General features: G+C 65.4%; 21 protein-coding genes and 1 tRNA gene. 5 read left to right on the plus strand and 17 right to left on the minus strand.

Features of this window, described 5'->3' with window-relative positions:
• Positions 1-83 precede the first annotated feature (83 nt).
• Positions 84-626, plus strand: a complete 543-nt coding sequence (locus G391_RS15915; RefSeq protein WP_051257257.1) for a hypothetical protein — start codon at positions 84-86, stop codon at positions 624-626.
• On the opposite strand, the gene G391_RS0108610 is transcribed toward G391_RS15915, so the two are convergent.
• Positions 623-883 (minus strand): hypothetical protein, encoded by a 261-nt coding sequence (locus G391_RS0108610; RefSeq protein WP_029087161.1) that lies wholly within the window; start codon positions 881-883, stop codon positions 623-625. The genes G391_RS15915 and G391_RS0108610 overlap by 4 nt on opposite strands.
• A 482-nt stretch (positions 884-1,365) precedes the next feature.
• On the opposite strand from G391_RS0108610, the gene G391_RS15210 reads away from it, so the two are divergent.
• Positions 1,366-1,815 carry a hypothetical protein gene (locus G391_RS15210; protein ID WP_051257258.1) on the plus strand — a complete coding sequence of 150 codons (450 nt, stop codon included), beginning with the start codon at positions 1,366-1,368 and terminating at the stop codon, positions 1,813-1,815.
• An 88-nt stretch (positions 1,816-1,903) separates the two neighbouring features.
• On the opposite strand, the gene G391_RS0108620 is transcribed toward G391_RS15210, so the two are convergent.
• The 10 genes from G391_RS0108620 to G391_RS0108665 all read right to left on the minus strand — a co-directional run bounded on the left by G391_RS0108620 (position 1,904) and on the right by G391_RS0108665 (position 14,463).
• Positions 1,904-2,449, minus strand: coding sequence for a GNAT family N-acetyltransferase (locus tag G391_RS0108620; protein WP_029087162.1), 546 nt, complete (start codon positions 2,447-2,449; stop codon positions 1,904-1,906).
• Between the two features lie 39 nt (positions 2,450-2,488).
• Positions 2,489-3,829, minus strand: coding sequence for an N-succinylarginine dihydrolase (locus G391_RS0108625; protein ID WP_029087163.1), 1,341 nt, complete (start codon positions 3,827-3,829; stop codon positions 2,489-2,491).
• Complete coding sequence (astD, locus tag G391_RS0108630; protein ID WP_029087164.1) at positions 3,826-5,244, minus strand: succinylglutamate-semialdehyde dehydrogenase; 1,419 nt, start codon at positions 5,242-5,244, stop codon at positions 3,826-3,828. Before astD ends, G391_RS0108625 begins: the two co-directional genes overlap by 4 nt.
• Positions 5,245-5,251: 7 nt before the next feature.
• Entirely contained in the window at positions 5,252-6,265 is a 1,014-nt protein-coding gene (locus tag G391_RS0108635) for an arginine N-succinyltransferase (RefSeq protein WP_029087165.1), read from the minus strand.
• 1 nt (position 6,266) lies between these two features.
• Positions 6,267-7,520, minus strand: a complete 1,254-nt coding sequence (locus G391_RS0108640; RefSeq protein ID WP_029087166.1) for a hydrolase — start codon at positions 7,518-7,520, stop codon at positions 6,267-6,269.
• Between the two features lie 9 nt (positions 7,521-7,529).
• Positions 7,530-11,801 (minus strand): translocation/assembly module TamB domain-containing protein, encoded by a 4,272-nt coding sequence (locus G391_RS14365; protein ID WP_084169202.1) that lies wholly within the window; start codon positions 11,799-11,801, stop codon positions 7,530-7,532.
• Positions 11,798-13,588: an autotransporter assembly complex protein TamA gene (locus tag G391_RS0108650; RefSeq protein WP_245572069.1), complete on the minus strand. Its 1,791-nt coding sequence runs from the start codon at positions 13,586-13,588 to the stop codon at positions 11,798-11,800. The genes G391_RS14365 and G391_RS0108650 overlap by 4 nt, the downstream gene beginning before the upstream one ends.
• Before the next feature lie 73 nt (positions 13,589-13,661).
• Positions 13,662-13,955, minus strand: a complete 294-nt coding sequence (locus G391_RS14370; protein ID WP_035304206.1) for a hypothetical protein — start codon at positions 13,953-13,955, stop codon at positions 13,662-13,664.
• A gap of 23 nt (positions 13,956-13,978) precedes the next feature.
• Entirely contained in the window at positions 13,979-14,257 is a 279-nt protein-coding gene (locus G391_RS0108660) for a hypothetical protein (RefSeq protein ID WP_029087168.1), read from the minus strand.
• A gap of 129 nt (positions 14,258-14,386) precedes the next feature.
• Positions 14,387-14,463 (minus strand) — tRNA-Lys (locus G391_RS0108665).
• A gap of 140 nt (positions 14,464-14,603) precedes the next feature.
• Here G391_RS0108665 and G391_RS14375 point away from each other — a divergent pair.
• A complete protein-coding gene (locus G391_RS14375) occupies positions 14,604-15,170 on the plus strand; it encodes a hypothetical protein (protein WP_035304208.1) in 567 nt (188 codons plus the stop codon).
• On the opposite strand, the gene tgt is transcribed toward G391_RS14375, so the two are convergent.
• Positions 15,167-16,285, minus strand: coding sequence for a tRNA guanosine(34) transglycosylase Tgt (tgt, locus tag G391_RS0108675; protein WP_029087169.1), 1,119 nt, complete (start codon positions 16,283-16,285; stop codon positions 15,167-15,169). The genes G391_RS14375 and tgt overlap by 4 nt on opposite strands.
• Before the next feature lie 198 nt (positions 16,286-16,483).
• On the opposite strand from tgt, the gene G391_RS0108680 reads away from it, so the two are divergent.
• A complete protein-coding gene (locus G391_RS0108680) occupies positions 16,484-16,978 on the plus strand; it encodes a hypothetical protein (protein WP_029087170.1) in 495 nt (164 codons plus the stop codon).
• Positions 16,979-16,985: 7 nt separating this feature from the next.
• Here the strand turns inward: G391_RS0108680 and queA are convergent, their stop codons facing one another.
• From queA to G391_RS0108705, 5 genes are read right to left on the minus strand one after another with little or no spacing between them, the layout of a single operon-like run.
• Positions 16,986-18,062, minus strand: a complete 1,077-nt coding sequence (queA, locus tag G391_RS0108685) for a tRNA preQ1(34) S-adenosylmethionine ribosyltransferase-isomerase QueA (RefSeq protein ID WP_029087171.1) — start codon at positions 18,060-18,062, stop codon at positions 16,986-16,988.
• The gene (locus G391_RS0108690; RefSeq protein ID WP_029087172.1) at positions 18,059-18,502 is read right to left on the minus strand and encodes a hypothetical protein; all 444 of its coding nucleotides are present in this window, start codon (positions 18,500-18,502) and stop codon (positions 18,059-18,061) included. The genes queA and G391_RS0108690 overlap by 4 nt, the downstream gene beginning before the upstream one ends.
• Positions 18,499-19,986: a Ppx/GppA phosphatase family protein gene (locus G391_RS0108695; protein ID WP_029087173.1), complete on the minus strand. Its 1,488-nt coding sequence runs from the start codon at positions 19,984-19,986 to the stop codon at positions 18,499-18,501. The genes G391_RS0108690 and G391_RS0108695 overlap by 4 nt, the downstream gene beginning before the upstream one ends.
• Positions 19,970-22,171, minus strand: a complete 2,202-nt coding sequence (locus G391_RS0108700; protein ID WP_029087174.1) for an RNA degradosome polyphosphate kinase — start codon at positions 22,169-22,171, stop codon at positions 19,970-19,972. Before G391_RS0108700 ends, G391_RS0108695 begins: the two co-directional genes overlap by 17 nt.
• A gap of 42 nt (positions 22,172-22,213) precedes the next feature.
• Positions 22,214-22,915, minus strand: coding sequence for a P-loop NTPase family protein (locus G391_RS0108705; protein WP_029087175.1), 702 nt, complete (start codon positions 22,913-22,915; stop codon positions 22,214-22,216).
• A 153-nt stretch (positions 22,916-23,068) separates the two neighbouring features.
• Between G391_RS0108705 and G391_RS15980 the strand changes: the two genes are divergently transcribed.
• The gene (locus G391_RS15980) at positions 23,069-23,851 is read left to right on the plus strand and encodes an RHS repeat-associated core domain-containing protein (protein WP_425393395.1); all 783 of its coding nucleotides are present in this window, start codon (positions 23,069-23,071) and stop codon (positions 23,849-23,851) included.
• Positions 23,852-23,909 lie beyond the last annotated feature (58 nt).

Consider the following 23,909-nt stretch of genomic DNA (forward strand, 5'->3'; position numbering starts at 1 on the left):
GAACGCCGTTCTGGAGAATTGAATGGACGGGCCTCGCGGTAAGGGTGAGGCTGGCGCGTCAGTTGTGAAGGCGTAGTCTGGGAATGTTTGCTCTAGCGACCCTGGGTCTGGTTGCGGCGGCGTCACTTGCTGTCGTTCATGATCCGCATGGGTGTCCTGAAGCACCGCATGACGTCCGCGCGTTCTGCAATTGCGTCGACTACGGACAGGCTGCGGCAGCGCGCGGCTACTATCAGCCGCGCGTATCGATCTATCGCAGACCCGGATATCATCCGAGGCCTTATCCGGTTCCGCCGACCCATGAACCGCCAGCCTACTATCCGCCACCGCGCGAGCCGGTGCCGCCGGCGTACTATGGTGGGGGGCCTAACTACTATGTTCGTGGACGTCCGGTGCAGGTCGCCGGCGGACAGAGCTATGTGCAGGGGCCGCGCATCTATGTTGACGCTCCGCCGGTCTATGTGGAGCCGGCTCAGATTTACATCGAACGGCCCGAAGTCATTGTTCGCCCGTCGGAAGTGATCGTCGCACCGCCTGAGGTCCATTTCGGCCCCTGCCCGGAAGGGGTGGAGTGCTATCAGGATCCTTCCGTGGCCGCGCAACCGCAGCAAGCCAACGGCGGTTAGTCGGCGGTGTCCACCGTCGAGCAGAGGTCCTGGGTTTCGCGGGCCATTCGGAAATAGCCGCCGCTCAGCGCATGGGCCCGAGCGCCACCGCAATCGCCTTCGCTCAGCAGGTGGCCGACACGTAGGCGGGCCGCCTCATACGCGTTTGCGAGATCACGCAGACGGCGGGCCTCGACCCTTTGCGAGGGCAGGCACAACGACATCCAGCGGGCTTCGGCACAGCGAGCGACCAGAGACGTCTCGGATTCAGTCAGCACGCCAGGGTCACGACTAAGCGTCGCGACTTCGGCGTTTGTCGTGGAGGTGCCGGATGATGTTGATGACACTGCGGTGGCACCGGTGTTCTCCGCGCTGGTCCCTTCTGACGTCCCCGTCGGTGCTACAGGGACCGAAACGGGCACAGAAGCTGGGGCAAGGGGCTCGCTGGTTAGAAGTTGGACCTCGGGCAGTCGATACCGGCAAATCCATCGCTGATCGACGAATTCACAGCCCTCAAGCGTCGCCGCCTGCGGCTGCCCTGCCATCGCGGCCGCCAAGGCCAGGCTGATTTCCCACATAGGCACCGTCCCGGTTGCGGTCGCACACCCCTGTTCACTCTAGCAGCAGGCGGAGGAAAGGGCGAATGATCCAGCAGGAAAAGCAAGAATTCGCCTGGTGGGAGAAACTGGTCGGCTTCCGTTGCGCGAAGCCTTCATGTACCGTTGCTATTCATTAACCATATAGCTGGGGAGTTTTGGGGATGTTTTGGCTTTCAAGTTTGGTTCTTTCAGCGGCGCTGTCGACAACCGCCGTTGTAGATGACCATGGCTGTCAAGAGCGGGTGCATAACCCGAACGAGCCTTGCCTCTGCACCATCGAAGTCGATTTCTATCGACCGGGTCCGGGACAAGGACCAGGAGGCCCGGGTGGGCCGGGCGGCCCGGGTGGTCCGGGTGGTGGCTGGAATGGTCCAGGGACGATCCACGTAGCGGCTCCGGGAGCCCGCGTCATCGGTCGCCCGATCCGTATTGACGGGCCTGTCGTACATATCGCGGGTCCGCCGATCTACGTCGACGCCCCGCCGGTCTATGTCTCGCCGGCCCAGATCTATCTGGCCCGGCCTGAAGTGGTGGTTCGTCCGTCGGAAGTCGTGGTGGCTCCGCCGCAGGTCAATGTTGAGCCCTGCCCGAACGGCGGCACCTGCCAGTAGTCTGTCTCGGCTTCTCTGAAGCCGAACGATCCTAGATCGATGAGCGGGGTCGCTTCCTGGGCGGCCCCGTTTGTCGTTGCGCAGGCAATCACGCCGAGGCAGGTCGTATCGTCTTGCCCATGCGGATCAACGGCACCGGTGCGCCACCGCGTGCATCGACGATCCGCTCAATGTCGTCATACCCGCAGGCGCGATACAGCGGTTCGCCGCCCAGTGTCGCCACCAGTTCCACGCGATCAAAGCCGGCCTCTCGCGCCGCGGCCTCGCACAGGCTTAGGACCAACTTCCCCACACCGCGGCGAACGAAATCCGGGTGGGTGTACATGGCGCGCACCCTTGCCGCGTCGACGCCTGGGTTCAGAGGCGCGGGCTCGCGGCCCGGCGTATGGTCGCCGCCGTACGAGGTGATCCGGTAGCTCCATCCGCCACAACCTGCAGCCTGATCGTCGATCTCGATCAGAAAATAGGTTCTGTCGGCAATCAACTGGCTGTCGACCCCCATGATCAGGCGGCTGGCCTGGACTTGTTCGGGTGTCAGGAACGCGGCCAGGGGACCGGAGATGGCGGCATCCATGAGGGCATGGAGAACCGGGATGTCATCCTCGGTCGCGATGCGCCAAGCCAGGTCGGTCACCGAACCGCCTGCTCAGGTTGGCAGGGCGGCTGCGACACCTCAGTCCCTCTGAAAGTCGTAGAAATCCGACCCCAGCGCCAGGATCGAGGTCAGTTCATCCAGCGCCCCCTGCGTCTCCAGCAGCAGGGCCGGGTCGGCGAGGTCAGCGGGTAGCAAACGGTCGCGGTACCAGTGGCTGGCCCAGACGGTGAGGGCGGCGTGCAGGCCCTCATCAAGTCGCTGAGCCGGGTTGGCAGCCTCCAGTTGCTCGCGGGTCAGGACCACGCGCAGGCGCAAGCAGGCAGGCCCACCGCCATTGGCCATCGACTGGCGGACATCGACATACTCCACGCGTCCGATCGGTCCATTGGAAGCGGCGAGGGCTTGTGCAGCCTCATGGGCGCGCGGGTTGGCTTCCGTCTCGCTTGGGGCTAGCAGGACCAGTCGATCCTCACCCGGAACGACCAGAAGTTGGCTGTTAAACAGATAGGATTTCACGGCATCAGCGAGCGGCAGATCGGCCGAGCTTATCTCCAGGAAGGCCGGATCGAACAGACCATCGGCGGCGCGGCGGATGGACTCCAGCGTGGCGGCCTTGTCCTCAAAGGCCGTCTCATGGAACAGCAGTGCTTCGCGTGTGCCGACGCAGACCACGTCGTTGTGAAAAGCGCCGCCGAGGATGGCGGCCTTGCCCTGACGGGCCAGAATCGGGCGGGCCGCGCCATGACGGCGGGCGATGGCGGCGGAGGCCTGTTCGGTCTGACGGGCCGGAAAGTCGGCGCTGGGCCAGTGTTCGAACGCATCCTTGCCCCAGACCAGCAGATTGACCCCCGGAGCACCGTGTTCGGCGCAAAGACGAACGTGGTTGGCCGCGCCTTCGTCTGACAGGTGGGCGACAGCGGGCAGGGGGTCGTGTACCACGAACTGGGTGGGATCAGGGAACAGGGCTCTCAAGGCCCGTGTCGTCTGGGTCGCCTCAATCGAACGGTGCAGGTTGGACACCAGATTGGCCGGCGTGAAGTGAACCCGGCCATCTGTCGAATCCGCGCTTGGTGTCACCGTGGCCGCGTTTGCCGCCCACATGGACGAGGCCGAAGAGGCGGCAGCAGCAAACGACGGTGCGCTCTTCCAGGCGGCTTCGACAACCGAGGCATCGCTCCCGCCGAAACCGAGTCCTCGCAGCCAGCCGACATAGGGGCGTTCGTGCGGCGGCATGACGAACTGGGGGAGGCCCAGGTCGACCAGCCGTTTCATCTTGGCCAGGCCTTGAAGAACGGCCCCGCGCGGATCTGACGCCTCGCCGGCGTTCAGGGCACTGGCCAGATTGCCGGGCGACAGACCGGCATAACTGTGCGTCGGGCCGACCAGCCCATCGCAATTGGCTTCATAGGCGAGGGTCATGCGCGCAATCCCTTGATTTCGCCCTCGACATTCCTGACTTCGCTGGCCTCAAAGCTGGCGACGGGATAGGCGCAATAGTCCGCGGCGTAATAGGCGCTGGGGCGGTGGTTGCCAGAGGCCCCCAGCCCACCGAAGGGCATGTCGCCCGCCGCACCGGTGGTCGGGCGGTTGAAGTTCACCACGCCGGCGCGAATGCGCTGGATAAAGCGGTCCCAATTCCGTGGATCATCAGAGAAAAGCCCTGCCGAGAGCCCATAGCGGGTGGTGTTGGCGGCCTTGATGGCGTCATCGAAGGTTCCCACGCGAGTGACCTGCAGGAAGGGTGCGAAGATCTCTTCGTCGGGGACGTTGACGCCTGTGACGTCGATGATCGCGGGCGCGGCGAAGGCGTCCGATAGTCCCTCGATGCGTTTGCTCGGGCGGATCACGCCGGCGCCGGCATCAATGCGGCCCTGAAGGGCGGCGCGCGCCTGCTGGGCGGCGCGGACGGAGATCAGCGGGCCACCGAAGGGTTCAGGTGTTGAATCCCATGGCGCATAGGTTAGGCGACCGGCGATGGCGTCGACAGCGGCGATGATGTCGTCGCCTGCCTTGCCTTCCGGCACGATCAGGCGGCGTGCGCACGAACACCGCTGGCCGGTGGTGACGAAGGCGGACATGGCGACGATGCCGGCCACGGCCTCGACATCAGCAACATCCCAGACAACCAGCGGATTGTTGCCGCCTAGTTCAAGCGCAAGAATGACATGCGGATCGTCGGCAAACTTGCGACGGAAGTGAGCGCCGGCGGCACCCGAGCCCGTGAACATCAGCGCGTCGATGGGCTGATCCAACAGGGCAGCGCCGACGTCACGACCACCCTGGACGATGTTGACGACGCCCTCGGGAAGATCGGCTTCAGCGAAGCACTCGGCCATCAGTTGACCGGTCAGGGGAGCCTCTTCTGACGGCTTGAACACGACAGTGTCGCCCGCCAGAAGCGCCGGCACGATGTGGCCGTTCGGGAGATGGCCGGGAAAGTTGAACGGACCAAGCACCGCGGCGACACCGTGCGGCCGATGGCGCAGAACGGCGCGACCGAATCCAGTGGACGTTTCGCGCTCGCCGGTCCGCTCGTCGTAGGCGCGAATTGAAATATCGACCTTGCCCTGCATAGCGGCCAATTCGGTCGTGGTTTCCCAGAGGGCCTTGCCGGTTTCGCGGCTGATGGCGTTGGCGATCTCGGAGGCGCGGGCCTTCAAGGCGGCCTGATACCGCTTCACGGCATCAATTCGATCCTGGCGTGAACGATCTGCCCAGGAGTCGAAGGCCATGCGGGCCCCGGCAACAGCCTCACCAATCTGGGCCGGTGTGGCTTCAGTGCCTTCCCAGACGGTTTCACCGGTTGCCGGGTCGATGGAAGAGAATACGGTCAACTCAGTCTCACAGGATGGCGCGGACGGGATCGCCGTCCTTGATTTTCAGGGCTTCGGCTGTCTCCAGCGAAATCTCGATGCCGCCTTCGACGGGTTCGGCAATCGCGCGGGTGGCACGGAAGTTCATCAGGCCCGTTGTTGAGAGCAGGTGCGGATCCCCTTCGACCTCCGCCGTGACGATGGCCCTCGTCATCCGGGCCTCGCGGACGGTTCGAATGGCGTCGCGCTGACAGGCCATGGTCGGGCCTGCATCAAAGACATCGACCAGACCATTGGCCTGGAAGCCCTCGCGCTCGAGGAGCTTCTTGGCCGGCTTGCCCTCTTCGAACACCTGGCCGATGGCAGCTTGGGCGTCCCGGTGCATCAGGCTTTCATAGAGTGGGTGGTGCGGTGCCAGATCGAAGATGAACTGGCCGTCGCCCTTGCCGGACAGCTCGTCGGCACTCTCGAAATCCATGCCGAAGAACTTGGAGGTGACATGTTCCCAGAAGGGTGACTTCCCCTGAGCGTCGAAGCGGCCGCGCAGTTCAGCCAGGACCATATTGTTGAACAACTCGGGGCGTGTTCCGATCAGAAGGTACCGCGAGCGGGAGAGCAGCGCGCCCGCACCTCCGACCCGGTTCTCCGGCTTGAGGAACAGCGATCCAACCTCGGTCCACCCCCGGCACTCGTTGACGAAAACGAGGGCAGGTTGGTCATTCCGGTGCGACCCGGCTTCCTCGGACACATGATAGTGCGAAAAGGTCATGCGCCGGAAAGAGGCGAACGGTCGCTTGAGGCCGACGGCAGCCTTGACCCCGGCCAGCCCGACCACCTGGCCGGTGTCCGTCTCTTCCATCATCAGAACGTACCAGCGGTCCTCGACTGGAAGGGTTTCCGAGAAGGATCCCTCGCTGATCTCGAGTCGTCGACGCAGCGTCGGCTCGTGCTCGGGCAGGCTGGTAAAGCCGGGGCCGGACGCCTGGGCCAGCCCCATCAGGGCGTCATAGTCGGCAGATCCTGCGGGACGGACAACGAGCATTCTAGAGAGTCTCCAGGCGCAGGCGTTTGAGCGCGTGCGCGTCGATTTCGCCCGAGGCGACCTTGGCGAGGATGAGGGTCGAGAGTTGTGCCCGTTCGACGAAACTCTCGGGCCAGGCAAATTCAGCCTCGGAATGGATGTCGCCGCCCCGCACCCCCAGGGTGTCGATATTCGGCAGTCCCGCGGCGTGCAGGTTGTTGCCTTCGCAAACACCGCCGGAGGGCTTGAAGACGATGTCCTGACCAAGCAGGGCACCGGCCTTGGCCACAACCGCCATCAAGGCCTGCTGCGAGGCATCGGCAGGCTTGGGCGGACGGGTAAAGCCGCCGTGCAGGTCGGTCGTCAGCCCTTCGAACGGTGGGTGGGCGGCCAACTGGGCCACCTGTTCGCTGACCCATGCCGCAGCCGCCTGATCAGGGACGCGAGCGTTGAAATGGATGACGGCGACGTCCGGTACGACGTTCAGCGGGGCCCCGCCGGTGATTCTGGCGACATTCAGGGTCACACCCTCGTGCCGGCCGTTCAGGGCGTGCAAAGCGGCGGCGATGATCGCAGCCCCGGCAATCGCATTGCGGCCTTCGTGGAAGGCGCGGCCGGCATGGGCAGATCGCCCATGGACAACGATCCGCCAGTTGGCCGAGCCCTTGCGGGCACCCGCCAGAGCTCCATCGGGCATGGCCGGCTCATAGGTCAGGCCCAGATGCCCGCGACGGCCCAGTTCGGCCAGGACCGGGCCGGACCCCAGCGAGCCGATCTCCTCGTCGGGTGACAGCAGCACAGTCCAGCCCACGGCGTGTCGGGCAGGATGGTCCTCGAAGGCCTCAAGCGCGGCGAGGATGACGCTGATCCCACCCTTCATGTCTGCGATCCCGGGCCCGTGCAGCGCGCCGTCGTCACGCACCCGGACGGTCTGGAACGGACTGGAGGCCGGATAGACAGTGTCGTAGTGCCCGGTCAGAACAACCTGGGTTGGGGCCTGCGGCCGCATCGTCAGCCTCAGTGCCGGTGGATAGGGCTGCTCGGTCAGAACGCCATTGTCACCGACCTCAATCGTCTCGACCAGCGGCACCCGCTCGATGTCGCAGGATAGGCTGTGCCGAACCTCGGCTTCCAGCACATCCAGCTGCGTGTTCAGCCCATCCAAATTCCGACTGCCGGAGTTGATCGCGCACCAAGCGACCGCCCGATCAATGATCGCGTCCCCGCGCGCTTCGACGTGGGCGAGCGCTACCCGATCATCATCCAGAATTTGCATGGTGTGGGTTTAGCCCGGCTCGTCGCTCTGTTCCACCCGCCGCCTAGGTTCTTCGTCGCGTGACGTGCGCCGCCAGCGGACGTACAGGCGGGCATTTCCATCGGCCCCAACGCGGGAAACGACAGAGACATTTCGACGAGCCCGCCATTCCACCTGAACGGCGGCACCGGCCTCGCCGCCGCCGATAACCTCAAAATAGAGGTCGTCGCCGATATATTTCCCGCCTGCGACGGTCAGGCTCGACGCATCACCCCCGAACGAAAGTCGGTCCAGACCCGCGAACTCCCTGAGATTGCCAACGACATCGAACCCGCCGCCACCGGCCAGGGCGGCGACACTGGACGCGAGCTGGGCGGCCTCAACCGGGGACAGCTGGGATGCGGATCGTCCGAAGAGCACCTGCGACAGAATCTCGTCCTGGGGAAGGGCGGGCGTCGAGGTCAGGGTAATGACCGGCCTGGCGGCGGTCCCGCGCACCTCGATCCGCGCCGTCAAGGTCGGGTCCTCCCGCACGGCGGTCAGGGCCAGCCGGATGTCTTCAGGTCGGGTGGAAAGTGAAACTGTACCGCCTTGTTCAAAGGTGAACCGTCGACCGCCGAACTGATAGTCGCCTCGTACCACGCTGGCCGTGCCGCTGAGGCGAGGGCGACTGATCGATCCTGCGACGTGGGCATTCAAGGCCATTTCGACATCCAGACCGCGCCCCTCGATGAAGACGCCCCCATCATTCGACCGGAGCCGGACATCAAGATTGAAGGCGGAGCGTGACCGGCGGGCTTCGCGCTGTTCTGCTGTTTCCTCGACCTCGTCTTCGAGCCCGCCTGGACGATTGATCTCGATCACATCCAGCTCAACCACGGACGTACTGTTGGGCAGATCATCGGCCGAAATCACCGCATGGGTCACGTCGAGATCACCGCTGAGCGAGATCGCCCCGGCCGCGGACCGTTCGACCCGGATCGGCCCCGACGCCCTCGCATTTGCCAGGTCCGTCTGGATGACGCGGAAGTCTTGCAGTTGGAGGGTGAAGCTGGAAGCAGAGCCAGTCGTCAGCCCCAGGACACCTGATCCCGTGACACGCCCGGCGTCGCCACCACGACCATCGGTCGCGGCGAAGGTCAATATCCGTGCCGTGTCCGTATCGAACCGCGTCTGCATGGCGAGGTCGTTCAGGACGATCCCGACCCCGCCGTCTTCGAAACGTCCCTGGGCGATGTTCAGATAGCCGTCGACCCGTGGCTCATTGAGCGTGCCCGCAAGCGTCGCATGGCCATCGACCATCCCCGACAGGCTGCGTTCGCCGCCCAACAGGAGGTCCCAGATCGAGCGGATTTGGCCCTGCAGTGTCACCTCGCCAGACATGGGCTCTGCCCGGTTGACCGCGAGATGCAGCGGGGCGGCGCTGGCCGTCACGGGTAGGCTGAGGCTGGCTTGCGACTGGACACCTGTGGCGTCGGAGGCTGAGGCATCGACCAGAAGTCGATCATCAATCAGCCGCGCTTCGATCAGGGCATCGATATCCATGTCCGCCCCGGCATCGCGGCTGCGTGCATTCTCAAGCCTGGCGGTCACGGTGCCCTCCAGATCATCGCGTGTACCGCGCAGATTGACCTCGCCGGTGACACGACCGGCCAGATCGGGCGCGATGGAGCGCAGGTCGACGCCGCTGAGGGTGGCCTGGATCAGGGCAGCGGTCCGGTCTTGCCGCAGCTCTCCATTCAGGACACCTCCGCCGACGCCCAGATCGACACGGATAACCTTGCCGCCGTTCGTCAGGGCGATGACCGCGGGCGACCGCGTTTCAAAGGGCACTTCGCGAACGCGGCCACCGCCCTGGAGCGTGACGGTCTGGCTTCCGTTCTGGCGGGCGTAGACGCCAGAACCCTGAAAGCTGATCGGGAATGTCCCGGCCACGTCCGTCTGAAGGGTGAAGGGGAGGCGCGCCAGGGTGCCCTCGCCCTGTAGTCGCAAGGCTCGAATGACATAGTCCGAACCAGAGAAGCGGACGCCACGACCGGTCACGTCCAGCACAGCGGAAGTATCCCCGCCCCCTTCCGTCAACAGGATGCGGCCCGAGGCATTTCCTGCCGCCAGGAAGGCACCGGGCCGTGCCTCGAAGGTGAGATTGGCGCTGGAGGGGGCCGCGCCTCGCAGGGCCAGATCGCCGTTGGCCGTTATGCCTCCAGCGTTGATGTCCAGTCCGTTCAGTTGCACGCCGTCATCGGCGATACGGAAATTTGAGAACGCCCGCGCCGGGCCATAGGCACTCCCGCCCGTGATGGTTACCCGCCCATGAGAGGCGGCGATGTCGTGGCGGAAGCTCAGAATCAGGTGTGTATCGGAAAGACTGAGGGGACCAGCCTCGATCGTCGTGAAGTCTGCCGTCAGGTCCAGCACGGGGCGGGCCAGGGTTCCGGTCAGCGCCCCTGCTCCGGTGGCCGCGCCGTCAATCTCGACCGGCCCGATGCCGAAAGGCCCCCGCGCGGCCCAGTCGAGAGCCAGGCGGAGATCGCCGCTGTCCAGACCGATCAGCCCGCGGGCGTTCAGACGACCGGCCTGCCCGGCAAGGCTTGCCCGTTGAATGGCAATGCGCCCGTCTCCAAACTGCCCGGATCCCGTCAGTGTCGGCGACGAGCCGAGCAGGCGGTCCAGCTCGGACAGGCCCGAGTGGAAGCGTCGGGCGTTCGCTGAAAAGTCCAGTTGCCAAGGCGCGCGACGGGTTTGGCTCGTTCTGAACGATAGCCCCAGCGTGCCGCCAGCCTGCTGATGCAGGCGAGACATATCCGAGACGCTCGCAGTGCCTTCGGCCCGCAAGGTGCCGTCCAGGCCACGCGACCCTTCGGCGGTAATATCCAGCGCGGCACCGTCCAGATCGAAGCGCCGGATCAGCAGGCGAGAATCCGCCAGGCGGCTGCCTCGGACAAGAGCGCGCGGATGACTGCCGATCAACGACGCCAGAAGGCTGTCACCGGTGCCGCCTTCGCCCGAAAAGTCACCTTCGAATTCGTACTGACCGTCGCGGGCTTCGATCTCGATGGGGCCACTCAGACGCCGCAGGCTGTAGCCGGCCATGGACGCCTGTTCGACGCCGGTTCGGCCGTTGAAGCTCCATCGGCTGCCCTGTGATCGGAAAATGCCGTCAATCTGGGCGGCGCGCGCAATATCCTGCCCGGCCAGCCGCGAAAGCGATGGGGTAAACGCCCGCACTTGAAGACCCTCCTCGCCCGCAGTGCCCTCTTTCGAGACGGCACCGCGCACGGCCAGGGTCAGATTGTCGGCACGAGCCCGTACGCCGATGCCGTACTCACCCTCGCGGCCCTGCACCGGGCGCACCCCGATGCCGAACTGGAGCTGGGGGCCGAACCGCGCGATCAGGGGCTCCAACAGGCTTGATCCGGCGAACCGGATGAAGCCTCCCCCTTGCCCCCCCGTCTCATCAAAGCGCCCGCGTGCCTGAACCGGCTGATCGTCGCCCGACGTCACCAGGGCGTCGAACGCCTGGGAATTGATGCGGATATCGAGATCAAAGGGCTGATCCGGGGAATATCCCAGAGCGCCGGCCAAAGAGCCACCTTGGCTCTCGTGGGCGCGTGCTTCGAGCGTGGAGCCCATGAGTTCGCCGTCCGGGCCACTGGCGAAAGCGAGCCGGAGAAAATCATCCGCTCGCGCCACGTTGTGGGCTTCAATCGCCGCGGACTTGCTGCCGTTGCGGTCCAGCAAGGTTTCGCCCTGGAGGTCCCAACGACCGTACGCCTCCGAAAAGCCCTCAAGGAGCTCAAGTCGTGTGGAGAAGTTGTCGATATCAATGGTCAGGGGTTGCCGCCCAGGCGGTGTCAGATCAGGCTCGAGGCTCGGTCGGCGTATGACCCGGATGACTTCGGCTTCGATGGTGTCGGCATGAAAGCGTCGCATCACCAACGGCAGATAGGACCAGTCCACCCTGACCTCGCGGGCCTCGAGCCAGATGCCGTCCCGGTCGGTAACCGTGACCCGGCGGAGGGTAAAATCATCAAAGAGATCGCCGCTCAGGCCCTCGACATTGATGCGCCCGTACCGCCCCAGTTGCTTGCCCTCGACGAAGCCCAGGATCAGATCCCGGCCCGCCGGTGTCAAAACCGCCAGTCGCCCGATGCTCACCAGGGCGACAAGCCCGGCCACCAGACCGATCAGCGCGATCAGGGCCCAGCCGCGCCAGCCGCGACGGCGCGTTTCGACTGTGTCCGTCTCGGTCGGCGTCGTCGGCGCATCGGGGCGCCGGTCAGATTTGCGCTTCCGGCTCAAAAGGCTTGGCCGATGCTGATGTAGACTTGGAATTCGGGGTCGGTGTCACGTCGATCGAGCGGGACGGCGATGTCGGCGCGGATTGGCCCGAAGGGCAGGTCGTAGCGAACCCCGGCACCGACCGAGTATCGGATGTCAGAAAAATCCGGGGCACTGGTGGTGCCGATCGATCCGGCGTCCACGAATACGGCGGCCCCGAGCTCATGCCAGATGTTGCGCCGCCGGATCTCGATACTCGTCTCGAATAGCGAGGCACCGCCGACGGGTGTTCCGTCCTGGAATTGCGGGCCGACACCCTGGTAGTCGAAACCGCGCAGTGAGCCGCCGCCGCCGGAATAGAAGCGACGGTCTGACGGGATGTCGTTTCCACTGGCACCGGTAATGGAGCCCACCCGGATGCGCCCCGCCACGATGGTTTTCTCGCTTTCGTCGAGTGGCCGGTAAACGCTGAGCTGGCTGGTTGCACGCAGGAAGGCGAAGGAGCCATCTCCGGTCACAAGCGTAGGCTGGACATCGGCGCTGAAACGCCAGCCGCGGCTGGGGTCCAGCGGATTGTCCGTCGAATCGATCAGGCCGATTGCTCCGAAGGTCGCAATGACCAGATTCCGTTCGATCGGGGTCAGCGGGAGCACCAGATTATTGACGTCCAACTCGCCATAGGACCCGGCCTCGATAGCGGCGCTGCCGGACAGGAAGGACGTTTCGCCGATCCGCTGACGGACCTCGACGCGTGCCCCGCCCACGCGCCGGTCATAGGCGCGAGTATCCTCGTCCAGCACATAGGCGCTCATCGCCAGGGTTCGGCCGGGCTGGCGCCAATGCGGCAGGCTGAGTTCCACGCCAATGCGACTGTTGATCTCGGCCAACCGCACATCGAAGGTCAGGGTGTCGGCCCGTCCAAAACGGTTGCGCCACGTCCACAGGGCATCCACGCCGACGCCTTCAGCGGTGGAATAGCCGGCCCCGGCCTCCAGGACGCGGCGCGGCTGATCGCTTAGTGTGACGACGACGGGCCGCAACCCGTCTGGCGTTGTCGCTTCCGGGCTGGCCAGCGCAATGGAGACGCTGTCGTAGACGGTGGTTTCCAGAAGGCGCCGCTCCAGCTCTGCGACGGCATCAGGGGTGTAGCGGTCGCCGGGCTCCCACGGAGCCAGGCTCTCGACCCAGGCGCGGTTCGTTCGGCCTTCCGTTTGCAGCAGAACGCCATTCAGCCGAACGGCATCTCCGGCCAGAATGCGAAAGGTCGGCTGAAGCGAGCTGGCGGCGTGGTCGACAATCACACGGCGCTGGCCGGCCGAGGCATCGGGGTAGCCCAGCTCGGACAGGCGGGCGACGACCCGCCCTTCGGCGGCAAGAACATCGACGGCGCGGCCGGGTTGTCCCGGCGCGAGGTTGAGGGCGGCTTCTGCCTGGGCCAGGGTTGCGTGGTCTGGCTCGGGGGCGATCCACTCAATCTCAGGATTGCTGAGCTCGAAGCGTGTTCCGGGCACGATCGAAATGACCGGCACGGGTGGGGAATCCCCTTCCACATCGTCTTGAACCTCGGCCCCGTAGTAACCTTCGGATCGAAGGACCGCGAGCGCACTGGCCGCAGCATCCCGGGCGCGTCGCCGCGCCTGGAAGCGATTGGCCGGTGCTTCGTCCACTTCCCCGACCGCATCGCGGATGCGTTCACCCAGGCTCTCTGGCAAGTCGCCGTCGACCCGCGCGCGTGGCTCTGCCGTGGCCATCGAGGGCCACAGGCTTCCGGCGATCACCAGAAACGGAATCAGTGAGCCAAGACGCACTTAGTCCCCTTGAATACAGCCTTTGAACCCGGCCTTGCTGCTGTGCTCAGCCGGAATCAATGTGCCGACTGCCTTAGTGAAACATCGTGGGACTGTCGGGTTCCACACTTTCCTGGCTGCTGCGGGCATCGCCCATGTCGCCACTCGCCGCAGTTGTCGGGGCCGTTTGCTGGGCCGGTTCGGATTCCGTCGGCGTCTCGGTGGCGGCGCTGGCCTCAGCGGCATCGCTGGCGGCATCACCGGCTGCGGGGGCCTCGGGCGCGGGGCCTGAGGTGAGGTTGGTGTCCGAATCCTCGGCTGTGGGCTGGCAAGCTGCCAGGGACAAAACCAATGCCCCACCGGCGATGGCAAGAAGCGGCAGGCGCATAATTGATCTCCGAATGGGCGGTATCAGTAGAAGACGGTTTCGCTGTCCGGCTGGACGCTTTCCTGGCTTGAACGGGCCTCGCCCATGTCGCCTGTGTCGCGCGGGGGGGGAGCGGTTTGTTGGGCGGGTTCCGGCTCGACGGGCGCGGCGGCTTCTTCGGCCACGTCTTCGGCCGCAGGGGCCTCCATCGGCGGCGGGGCGGGCGGCGCTTCCTGGGCCGGATCAGAGGACTGGAATTCGCAGGCCCCAAGCGCGGCACCCGCCGCGAAGACCAAGAGAATCAAAGGAAGACGAATGCGCATATCCGATCACCCGATCACTGAATTGGTCGCGATTCTATCCCGAAAATGACCACCTGCGATAGTCCTGTCAGGCTTCGTCATCCCGTGGGTGCCGTGTGTGCCACAGTTCGGTCATCAGGCGCGGGGAGATGGTACGTCCTCTCGGGCTCGAACCGAGGACCCTCTGATTAAAAGTCAGATGCTCTAACCAACTGAGCTAAGGACGCGCCGTCTTGCTGCTATTGACCGAGGCTCGAGCCGATTTCTCTGTTCGTGCCCGGTTCGCAGGGCGGCGTTTCTGTTCCATTCGCGCCGGTACGTCAAGACAGGGCTGTGCCCCATTTGCATCCCGCGTTAGGAAGCACCCATGACAGTCAGCCGCCTTCTCATTCTTGTCGGGGCCGCAGTGGTCCTCGCCGGGTGTGCGTCCAATGGGACCACGGCACGCATTGGCCGCAATCTCGCCGATGCGGCGGCGCAGCCGCTGGAAGATCTGAACCTTCGCCGCGATCCCATTCCGGCGGTTCTGACCCGGGCGCTGGTCAATCCCTATTCCCAGGAGGGGATGGAAACCTGCATGGCCATTGCGTTGCAGGTGCGTCATCTGAATGAGGCCCTCGGTCCCGACCAGGATGAGCCGCCGCCGCCCCGCGCCGGGCTGAGCCAGCAGGCGGTGGAAGCCCTCGCGGACGCCGCTGTCGATGCTGTCCGCAGCGAAACGACCGACTTCATTCCGCTACGAGGGTGGGTCCGCGAACTGTCGGGAGCTGAACGTCACAGCCGGCGTATTCAGGCGGCCATTCAAGCCGGACGCGCGCGGCGGGCCTTCCTCAAGGGTGTCGGCATGCGCCAGAACTGTGCACCGCCGGCAGCGCCCAGCTGGTTCCGGCCCCGGCCGCAAAACCGGCGCGGTCTGAGATGGCCGTGGGGTTAGGCTGTTTCTTTGAGGTGACGCGCGCGAAAGTCGCGGCGGAACGCCTCGAAACGACCCTCTGAGATCGCTGCCCGCATCGCCGCCGTCAGCGCCTGGAAGAAGGCGATGTTGTGCCAGCTCAACAGCACCTGGCCGAGGATTTCCTCGGCGCGGACGAGATGGTGGAGGTAGGCCATAGAATAGTCGCGGCTGGCGGGACATTCGCTATCGGGATCGAGGGGGGCGTCCAGTTCGGCGAAACGGGCACCCTTGAGGTTTATCGGGCCGTCCCAAGTCCAGGCCTGGCCGTGGCGACCTGAGCGCGTCGGCAGGACGCAGTCGAACATATCGACGCCGCGCGCCACCGCCTCAACCAGATCAATCGGCTTGCCGACGCCCATCAGATAGCGCGGCCGGTCGGAGGGCAGCATGGGCGCAGCGTAGTCGAGAGTATCGCACATGGCCTGATGACCTTCGCCCACGGCCAGGCCACCGATCGCGTAGCCGTCAAAGCCGATGTCGACCAACCGCTCGGCGCTCTCGCGGCGCAGATGTTCGAAGGTCGAGCCCTGCTGGATACCGAACAGGGCCTGGGTGTCACGGGCACCGAAGGCGGCCTTGGAGCGGCCAGCCCAGCGGGCGGACAACTCCATGGCGGCGCGGGCGCGCACTTCCTCGGCGGGGTAGGCGACGCATTCGTCCAACTGCATGACGATGTCTGAGCCGAGTAGGTCGGCCTGGATTTCGATCGAGCGTTCGGGGCTGAGCACATGGCGCGAGCCGTCTATGTGGCTGGCGAAGGTGACGGCGTCCTCCGTCACCTTGTTGATGTCGGACAGGCTCATCACCTGAAAGCCGCCGGAATCGGTCAGGATCGGGCCGTCCCAGCGCATGAAGCGATGCAGGCCACCCAGCCGCTTCACCCGCTCGGCGGTGGGACGCAGCATCAGATGATAGGTATTGCCCAGGATAATGTCGGCACCGGTGGATTTGACCTGATCGACCGTTAGGGCCTTGACCGTGCCGGCGGTGCCGACCGGCATGAACGCCGGCGTGCGAATGTCGCCGCGGGGGGTCTTGAGGACGCCGGTGCGGGCCGCGCCATCGGTGGCGGACAGGGTGAAATCAAAGGCCATGGAGGCGCGCCTCTACACCCAATTCCCGGCGCTCGGAAAGGGTGATGCTTATGGTGGAGCTTGCAACCGTGGCCGTGACACCCCATCCTACTGGGCATCCGAGATCATCCAGACAGGTCGCCCCGCGCGTCGCGCGAGGGCGCGTTCCCGTTTCTGTCGGTTTGAACCTCTCGTCGATCAACCTTTGAAGGACACATCTTGTACGCAAAACGCCCCGCCAACGCCGCTCCCCGTTCCAACAACCGCCGCCAGGGCTACGTCCGCCCGCTCGTTCGCGCCCGCGTCGGGCTGCTGATGCGAAAGGGCTCAAACTTCGGCGAGTTGGCGGATGCCGAACAGGTGGTGCGTGGGGCCGGCCTGGGTCTGGCACCGTTGTCGAACAACAATGAACCGCTGAGCGACGGCGGCATCACCATCATGGCGACGGCCAAGATGGCCGATCTGGACTCGGGGGCCCTGCGCGGCCTGGTCATTCCCGACGGGACGGACGCGGACAGCCATGTGACCGACGCAGCCAAGCGGGCCATGTCCGCCGGTCTGCCTGTGATGGCTTTTGGTGACAGCGTGGCCCTGGTGGCGTCCGCCGCCGGCGTGACGGCGACCGCAGGGCACGCGGCTTTGATCTCGACAGGGAAGTTTCAGGTGCTGGACGACATGAAGGCGGTCACCGCCGCCGCCGAGGCGATCAACTAATCGTTCTTCAGGCCCGGAAGAGCAAACTTCCGTCGCCATAGGAATAGAAGCGATAGCCGCCTGCGACCGCGTGGTCGTAGGCGGTTTTCATTTGGGCCGTGCCTGCGAAGGCCGAGATCAGCATGAACAGGGTCGACCGCGGTAGGTGGAAGTTGGTCATCAGCACATCGACCGCCCGGAACCGGTAGCCGGGCGTGATGAAGATGGCGGTGTCTCCGTGGAACGGCTGGATGACGCCGTCCTCGCCGGTGGCACTTTCGAGCAGGCGCAGAGACGTGGTGCCGACGCAGACGATGCGACCGCCGCGCGCATGGACGGCGTTCAGAGCCGCCGCCGTCGCGGTGGCGACCTCGCCCCATTCCGAGTGCATCCGGTGGTCGTCGGTGTCATCCACCTTGACCGGCAGGAAGGTGCCGGCACCGACGTGCAGGGTGACGGCATGGGTTGAGACGCCGCGCGCGGCCAGGCGTTCCAGCAGGTCCGGCGTGAAATGCAGGCCCGCCGTCGGCGCGGCGACCGACCCGTCGTGCTCGGCAAAGACGGTCTGATAGTCGGACCGGTCCCGATCATCCTCGGGACGCTGGGCCGCGATGTAGGGAGGAAGGGGCATGACCCCGACCTCGCGGATGGCGTCGTCCAGCATGGGGCCGGACAGGTCGAAGCGCAGGATCACCAGGCCGTCGTCGCCCTTAGCCTGGACGGTGGCTTCGAGCCGGCCAAGGTTGCAGGCACCGTCCTCGGTGCGGCCGAAGCGGATGCGGTCCCCCGGCTTGATGCGCTTGCCGGGCTTCATAAATGCGGACCAGACGTCAGGGCTGTCGCGATGATGCAGGGTGGCCTCCACCAGGATCGGCGGCAGGTGGTCGCGATGGCGCTCGCCCGAAAGGCGGGCAGGGATTACGCGCGTGTCGTTAAAGACCAGAGCGTCGCCGGGCTGAAGCAACTCCGGCAGGTCGCGCACGAGCCGGTCCTCCAGCGGCGCGCCGGGCCGCACGACAAGAAGCCGCGCACTGTCGCGCGGACTGGCCGGACGCAGGGCGATGCGGTCGTTCGGCAGGTCGAAGTCGAAATCAGAAACCTTCATCGGGTGCTGTCGGATGGGTCCAGCAGGCCGCAGGCGAAAGGTTGGTTCGGATTGTTGCGCAGGCGCGCGGTCTGGCCCTCTTCCAGCACGATGGCGAGCGGGCCGTCGCGGCGGTTGACCTGGACGATCGTCGGGCCGACGAGGTTGCAGGTCTTGTCGTCGAAGATTTCGAGACAACGGGGGTAGGCGTCGCCGTCTCGCGGCAGCACGCCGTTGGGCCGCTCACGCTGGGCGCGGTCGCTGCTGTTGGAGAAGGCACCGAACTCGACGCCCTGGGCATTGAGGGCGGCCCAGTCTGTCTGCGGGCAGGCGGGAGCGTCGGGCGGAATGTCCCGCGGCCCGAAGCTGATCAGCGCCCAGGCGATGAAGCCGCCGACGACAACGGCGATCGGGGCCAGTAATGGGAGGATGCCCCACGAACGCTTCTGAGATTCGGTCACGTTGTTTCGACCTCCAAGCGTGCCGACAGGTCAAGGGCTTGGGCCAGGGTGCCGAGGCGCTTCCTGACCTTATCGCCGCGCAGCAGATCGGCATGGGCGCGGCCCACGCGCAAGACGAGATCGGGGCCGTCGACCACCAGCCGCGTGGTCGACAGCAGTTCGGCCGAGCGCGCCGACAGGTCGCTGGCCAGTCGCAGGGCCAGGCCGTGCAGCCGCGCGCGCTCCAGCCCGCCGGTGCCGAGCAAGCGCGCCACCAACTGCGCCTCTGGCGCGCCCTGCCCGCCGTAGCGGGCGTGGATGGCCGAGGCGAGGAAGGCGCGCTCGGCATGGACGAGGCCCGCGACCGGTGCCCGCAGGACCTGCTCAAATGCTACATCAGCCCGGTGGTCGGGGTGCAGACGCGAGCCGACGTCGGCCAGGGCAGCGCCTGCGGACAACATGACGGCGTCTCGTTCTGCCGAGAACTGAGGCTTCAGCGGGCTGAGCACGGGCTTCAGCCAGGCGACGATGACCCGATCCAGGCCGTGTTCCAGGCTCTCGCGATCGCCGAGCGCGCGGCAGCCTTCCAGTAGCGGATCGCGGGCGCGGACCGCAGGCGTCATGGCCTCGAGCAACAGGCCTTCGCGCAGGCCGTAGGCGGAAAAGGAGACGGTCCTGACGCCCAGCTTCCTGCACAGGCGGGACAAGACCCGCGCCGCGTGGGGCAGGGTGAGCGCGCGCGCCCTGTTTGTGCGGGCCAACTTCTCCAGAGTCGGGCGCGACAGGCGGCCGAGCAACGCGGCCATCTCGTCGACCTGGGCGGCGGACATTTCGTACTGGTGGACGATCTCCAGGGCGTGGCGTTCCTGGCGCATATGGAGCAGGGCCAGGCTGCGCCAGGCACCGCCGACGGCATGCAGGGTTTTCGCCTCAAACCCTTTGGCCGGTCTTAGGCGGGTGTCGATCTCGGCGATGGGGTCATCGTCGTCAGCTTCCATGGCGAAGGGGCCGAGGGGCAGGGTGACGCCCTGGCCGGCCTCGCCGCCGGTGACCGGCACCAGTTCGAGGCTCGATCCGCCCAGGTCCGCGACGACGCCTTCGGCTGCGGGATTGCCGGCGATGACTCCAAGGGCCGCGTAGCGCGCCTCTTCCTCGCCGGACAGGACGCGGATCTTCAAGCCGGTCTCGGCCACGACGCGATCACAGAAGCCGGGGCCGTCGATCGCCTCGCGCACAGCGGCGGTGGCGACGATGTGTCGCTCAGCCAGTGGCAGGGTTTCCATCAGGACGGCGAAGCGGCGAATGGTGTCCACCGCCTCGGCGACGCCCTCGCCGGACAGCTTGCCGGTTGCGGCGACCTCACGACCGAGCCCCGCCAGGACCTTCTCGTTATAGCCGGTCCAGATGGCGCGGCCCTGCAGGCCGTAGACGACCAGGCGCACGGAGTTGGACCCCACATCCAGGACCGCCGCCTCGCGGGTGCGGAAGTCAGCGCTTGCGGTCATAGCGAATGGCCTTGGGCCGGTCCTTGGCGCGGCGGCCGCGTCCAGACAGGCTGGGGTTGGTCATAAAATAGTCGTGCGCGGAGAAGGGCGTATCGGCTTTTCCGACCTTGGCGCGTGAATAGGTTCCGTCGGCATTGAGGAACCAACTCTGGGCCTCGTCCTTCAGGTTGGCCAGCATGATCTGGTCCATGATCTGGTCGTGGACGGTGGGATTGAGCGCCGGGACCATGATCTCGACCCGGCGATCCAGATTGCGCTGCATCCAGTCGGCGGACGAGAAGAACACCTCAGCCCGATCGCTGGGCAGGTCCTTGCCGTTGGCGAAACAGGCGATGCGGGCGTGTTCGAGGAAGCGCCCGACGATCGACTTGACGGTGATGTTCTCCGACAGGCCTTTCACGCCGGGTCGCAGGCAGCAGACGCCGCGAACCACCAGCTCGATCTTCACCCCGGCCTGGCTGGCTCGATACAGGGCATCAATGATCTCGGCGTGGACCAGGGAGTTCATCTTGGCCCAGATGGCGGCGGGCTTGCCCTTGCGGGCGTTGTCGGCCTCCCGCTCGATCAGATCGAGCAGCCGCTTCTTCAACGTCAGCGGGGATACAGCCAGTCGCTCCAGGTCATCCGGCTCGGCATAACCGGTGATGAAGTTGAACACCTTGGTCGCATCGCGCCCCAGGGCGGGATCACAGGTGAACAGGCTCAGGTCCGTGTAAATCCGCGCCGTCACCGGGTGATAGTTGCCGGTGCCGAAGTGGCAGTAGGTCCGCAGGCCTTCGGCCTCGCGCCGGACGACGGCGGAGATCTTGGCGTGGGTCTTCCATTCGACGAAGCCGAAGACGACGTGGACGCCGGCCCGCTCCATGGCGCGCGCCCAGCGCAGATTGGCTTCTTCATCGAAGCGCGCCTTGATCTCGACCAGGGCGGTGACGTTCTTGCCGTTCTCGGCGGCCTCGATCAGGGCGGCGACGATGGGGCTGTCGTTGGAGGTGCGATAGAGCGTCTGTTTGATGGCGATGACACTGGGGTCGCGCGCCGCCTGGCGCAGGAACTGAACCACCGCGTCGAAGCTCTCGAACGGATGGTGGACCAGGATGTCCTTCTCCCGGATGGCGGCAAAACTGTCGCCGCCGTGTTCGCGAATGCGCTCGGGGAAGCGCGGTTCATAGGGCTTGAACTTGAGGTCGGGGCGTTCCGATGGGATCAGCTCGTTGAGCTGGCCCAGACCCAGCAGGCCGTCGATGATGTCGACATCGGGCGGGTCGGCATCGAGTTGCTCGATGATAAAGGCCGCCAGATCGTCCGGCATGGCCTTTTCGATCATCACCTTGACCACGTCGCCCAGGCGCCGCTGCTTGAGACGGCTTTCAAATTCGCGGACCAGGTCCTCGGCCTCTTCCTCGATCTCGATATCGCTGTCGCGGATCAGTCGAAACAGGCCGCTGGCCTCGACATCACAGCCGGGAAACAGGTGGTCGATGAACATCATCACCATCGTCTCGAGGGTGACGACCCGCCGGCGTCCCTTGGCCGAGCGTCCGTCCGTGGGCAAGGCCCAGAAGCGGCGCACCTGGGTCGGGATCGGGGCCAGGGCATACAGGACCCGCCCGGTCGAGCGCCGCCGCAGCTTGAGCGCCAGCGAGAACCCCTGGTTCGGCAGGAAGGGGAAGGGATGGGCCGGGTCGATGGCCATGGGGGTCAGCACGGCGAAAAGCTGGCTCAGGAACTCGGGCTCCAGCCGCTCGCGTTCGGTCTTGGTAATGTGGTCGGCATCGACAACCTCAATGCCCTCCGCCGCCAGCTCGCGGCGTAGCTTGCGCCAGGTCTTCTGCTGGTCGTCCATCAGCTGTTCGGCGGCGACGTCGACGGCCTCGAGCGTTTCGGGCGGGGTCAGGCCATCCTGGGAGAGGACGCGCACGCCCTGGCGGACCTGGCCCTTGATGCCGGCCACGCGCACCATGAAGAACTCATCCAGGTTGTTGGCCGAGATCGACAGGAAGCGCAGACGCTCGAACAGGGGGTGGCGCGGATTGGTCGCCTCTTCCATCACGCGCTGATTGAAGGCCAGCCAGGAAAGCTCGCGGTTGAAGAACCGTTCGGGCGACGCCAGCAGGGCCTGGTCCAGCGCAAGCGGGCCGGCCCGCGTGGCGGTCGATCTCGGCGAGGCGTCTGCGGTGTCGGCCATGGCGGCGTAATGACCCGTCGGGCCTTGTTCGGCAAGGTCCGGTCAGGGCTGGGGCTGGAAAAGCTCCGCCGTCTCGGCCTCGAGCAGCTCACGCGCCAGGGCCCGATTCAGCTTTCGGCCCCCAGCTTCGACATCCAGCCGCGCGACCATGGCCCGCGCCGCCGGGATGGAACGGTCCATCCGCAGCACCAGATAGTCGATCAGGTCATCGGCCGGGGTCATGGCCCGTTCGTCGAAGAACCGGCGCAGGGCCGCTGCCAGGACCGTCTCATCTGGGGTCTCCATCCGCACGGCGCGAACCGAGTCCAGCCGCGACCGCAGGTCGGGGACGCGTGTGTCGCGACCGGCCAGCGTGCCCCGAGACGTTAGAAGCAGGGCCCCGCCGGGAAGGCGCGCCAAGTTTATCAGATGAAACAGGATCTCGTCATCGGTTCGGTCCGCGTCATCCAGCAGGATCGCCCGGCCTTCCAGTTCGGACAGATCCTCCAGCCGCACTTCGTCGCCCTGAAAGCCTATCGCCCCGACGCGCTCGGCCCAGTCGGCGGCCAGATGCGACTTGCCCGCACCCTCGGGGCCGATGAGGGCGAGGATGGACTCCCCCGGTATTGGCCAATGATCCAGGGTTTCGGCCGCCGCCCGATTGCTGGGGCCACGCATGAAGGCGGCAAACCGCGCCCTGGGCTCGCGCACCAGCGGAAAGCGCATCTGATCGGAGGCAAGTCGGCGGGAACCGGGCTGAGACATGACGTCTGTCTAGCGGCCCCTTGCGACAAAATCAGTCGTGCCCGACGGGCGACTGGGGACAAGACCGTGCTTTCTGTGGGTGGGCGGTAGGCTGCACGATCACTTACGCCGATCCGTGGGGGCCTGACCAACGGCTCAAATGTTGCCAGCCAGATCAACACCTATGACGAATACGGCGTGCCGGGCACCTTCTCAGGCCGGTTCGGCTATGCTGGCTCCATGTATCTGAACCGCGCCATGGCCGCGCCGTGGAATATGCGGAACCGCCAGTACAACCCGACGCTGGGCCGCTTCATGCAGACGGACCCGATCGGGATACAGGGCGGGGTGAACCTGTATGGGTATGTGGGGAACGATCCGGTGAATGTCGTGGATCCGTGGGGGTTGCAGCCGGATGAGGTGGGGCCGGTCGATGTTTGGGGAAGGAGGTGCTCTCCAGGCGCAACCTGCCTTCGGGGCGACGATGCGCGGAGGTTTCTCGAAGATCTTATGGACCGACTGATGCAGAGAGATCAATATCGAGAACCGCATGACCTCGTTACGGAAACGGTTGTGTGTCGTCGAGATCGACTGTGTACCGAGGAGAGGGTTTTCCAATGTTTGCGGCGATACCCCGCGCCCGGGGCATCTGGACGAAATCCGGTGAATTCAGGAAGTCAAACTTACGTGAATATTACGGCCTTTGGTGTGGGAATATCGGGCCATGTCGTTCATCGAGTTGATCCGGGAAGTCGAACGGTGAGAAATACGACCTTGCCAGACCATACGCTCTATCCTGGAGTAGTAAGCCGAAGTGTTACAACTTACGGAAACTTTATCGGAATTGAAAATCATTCTTATGGAACTGGGCAGATGGGGGGAATAAATTCGGCGCTATCATTACCGCTATGGCAGACGCAGAATGCGCTGATAACTGCGTGCGTGGCGCAGAGATGAGAAATTTTCTGTTCATATTAGCATTCACCGCAATGCAAACCGTGGCCTCGACCGTCCT

The organism is Brevundimonas aveniformis DSM 17977, from assembly GCF_000428765.1.
Taxonomy (GTDB): domain Bacteria; phylum Pseudomonadota; class Alphaproteobacteria; order Caulobacterales; family Caulobacteraceae; genus Brevundimonas; species Brevundimonas aveniformis.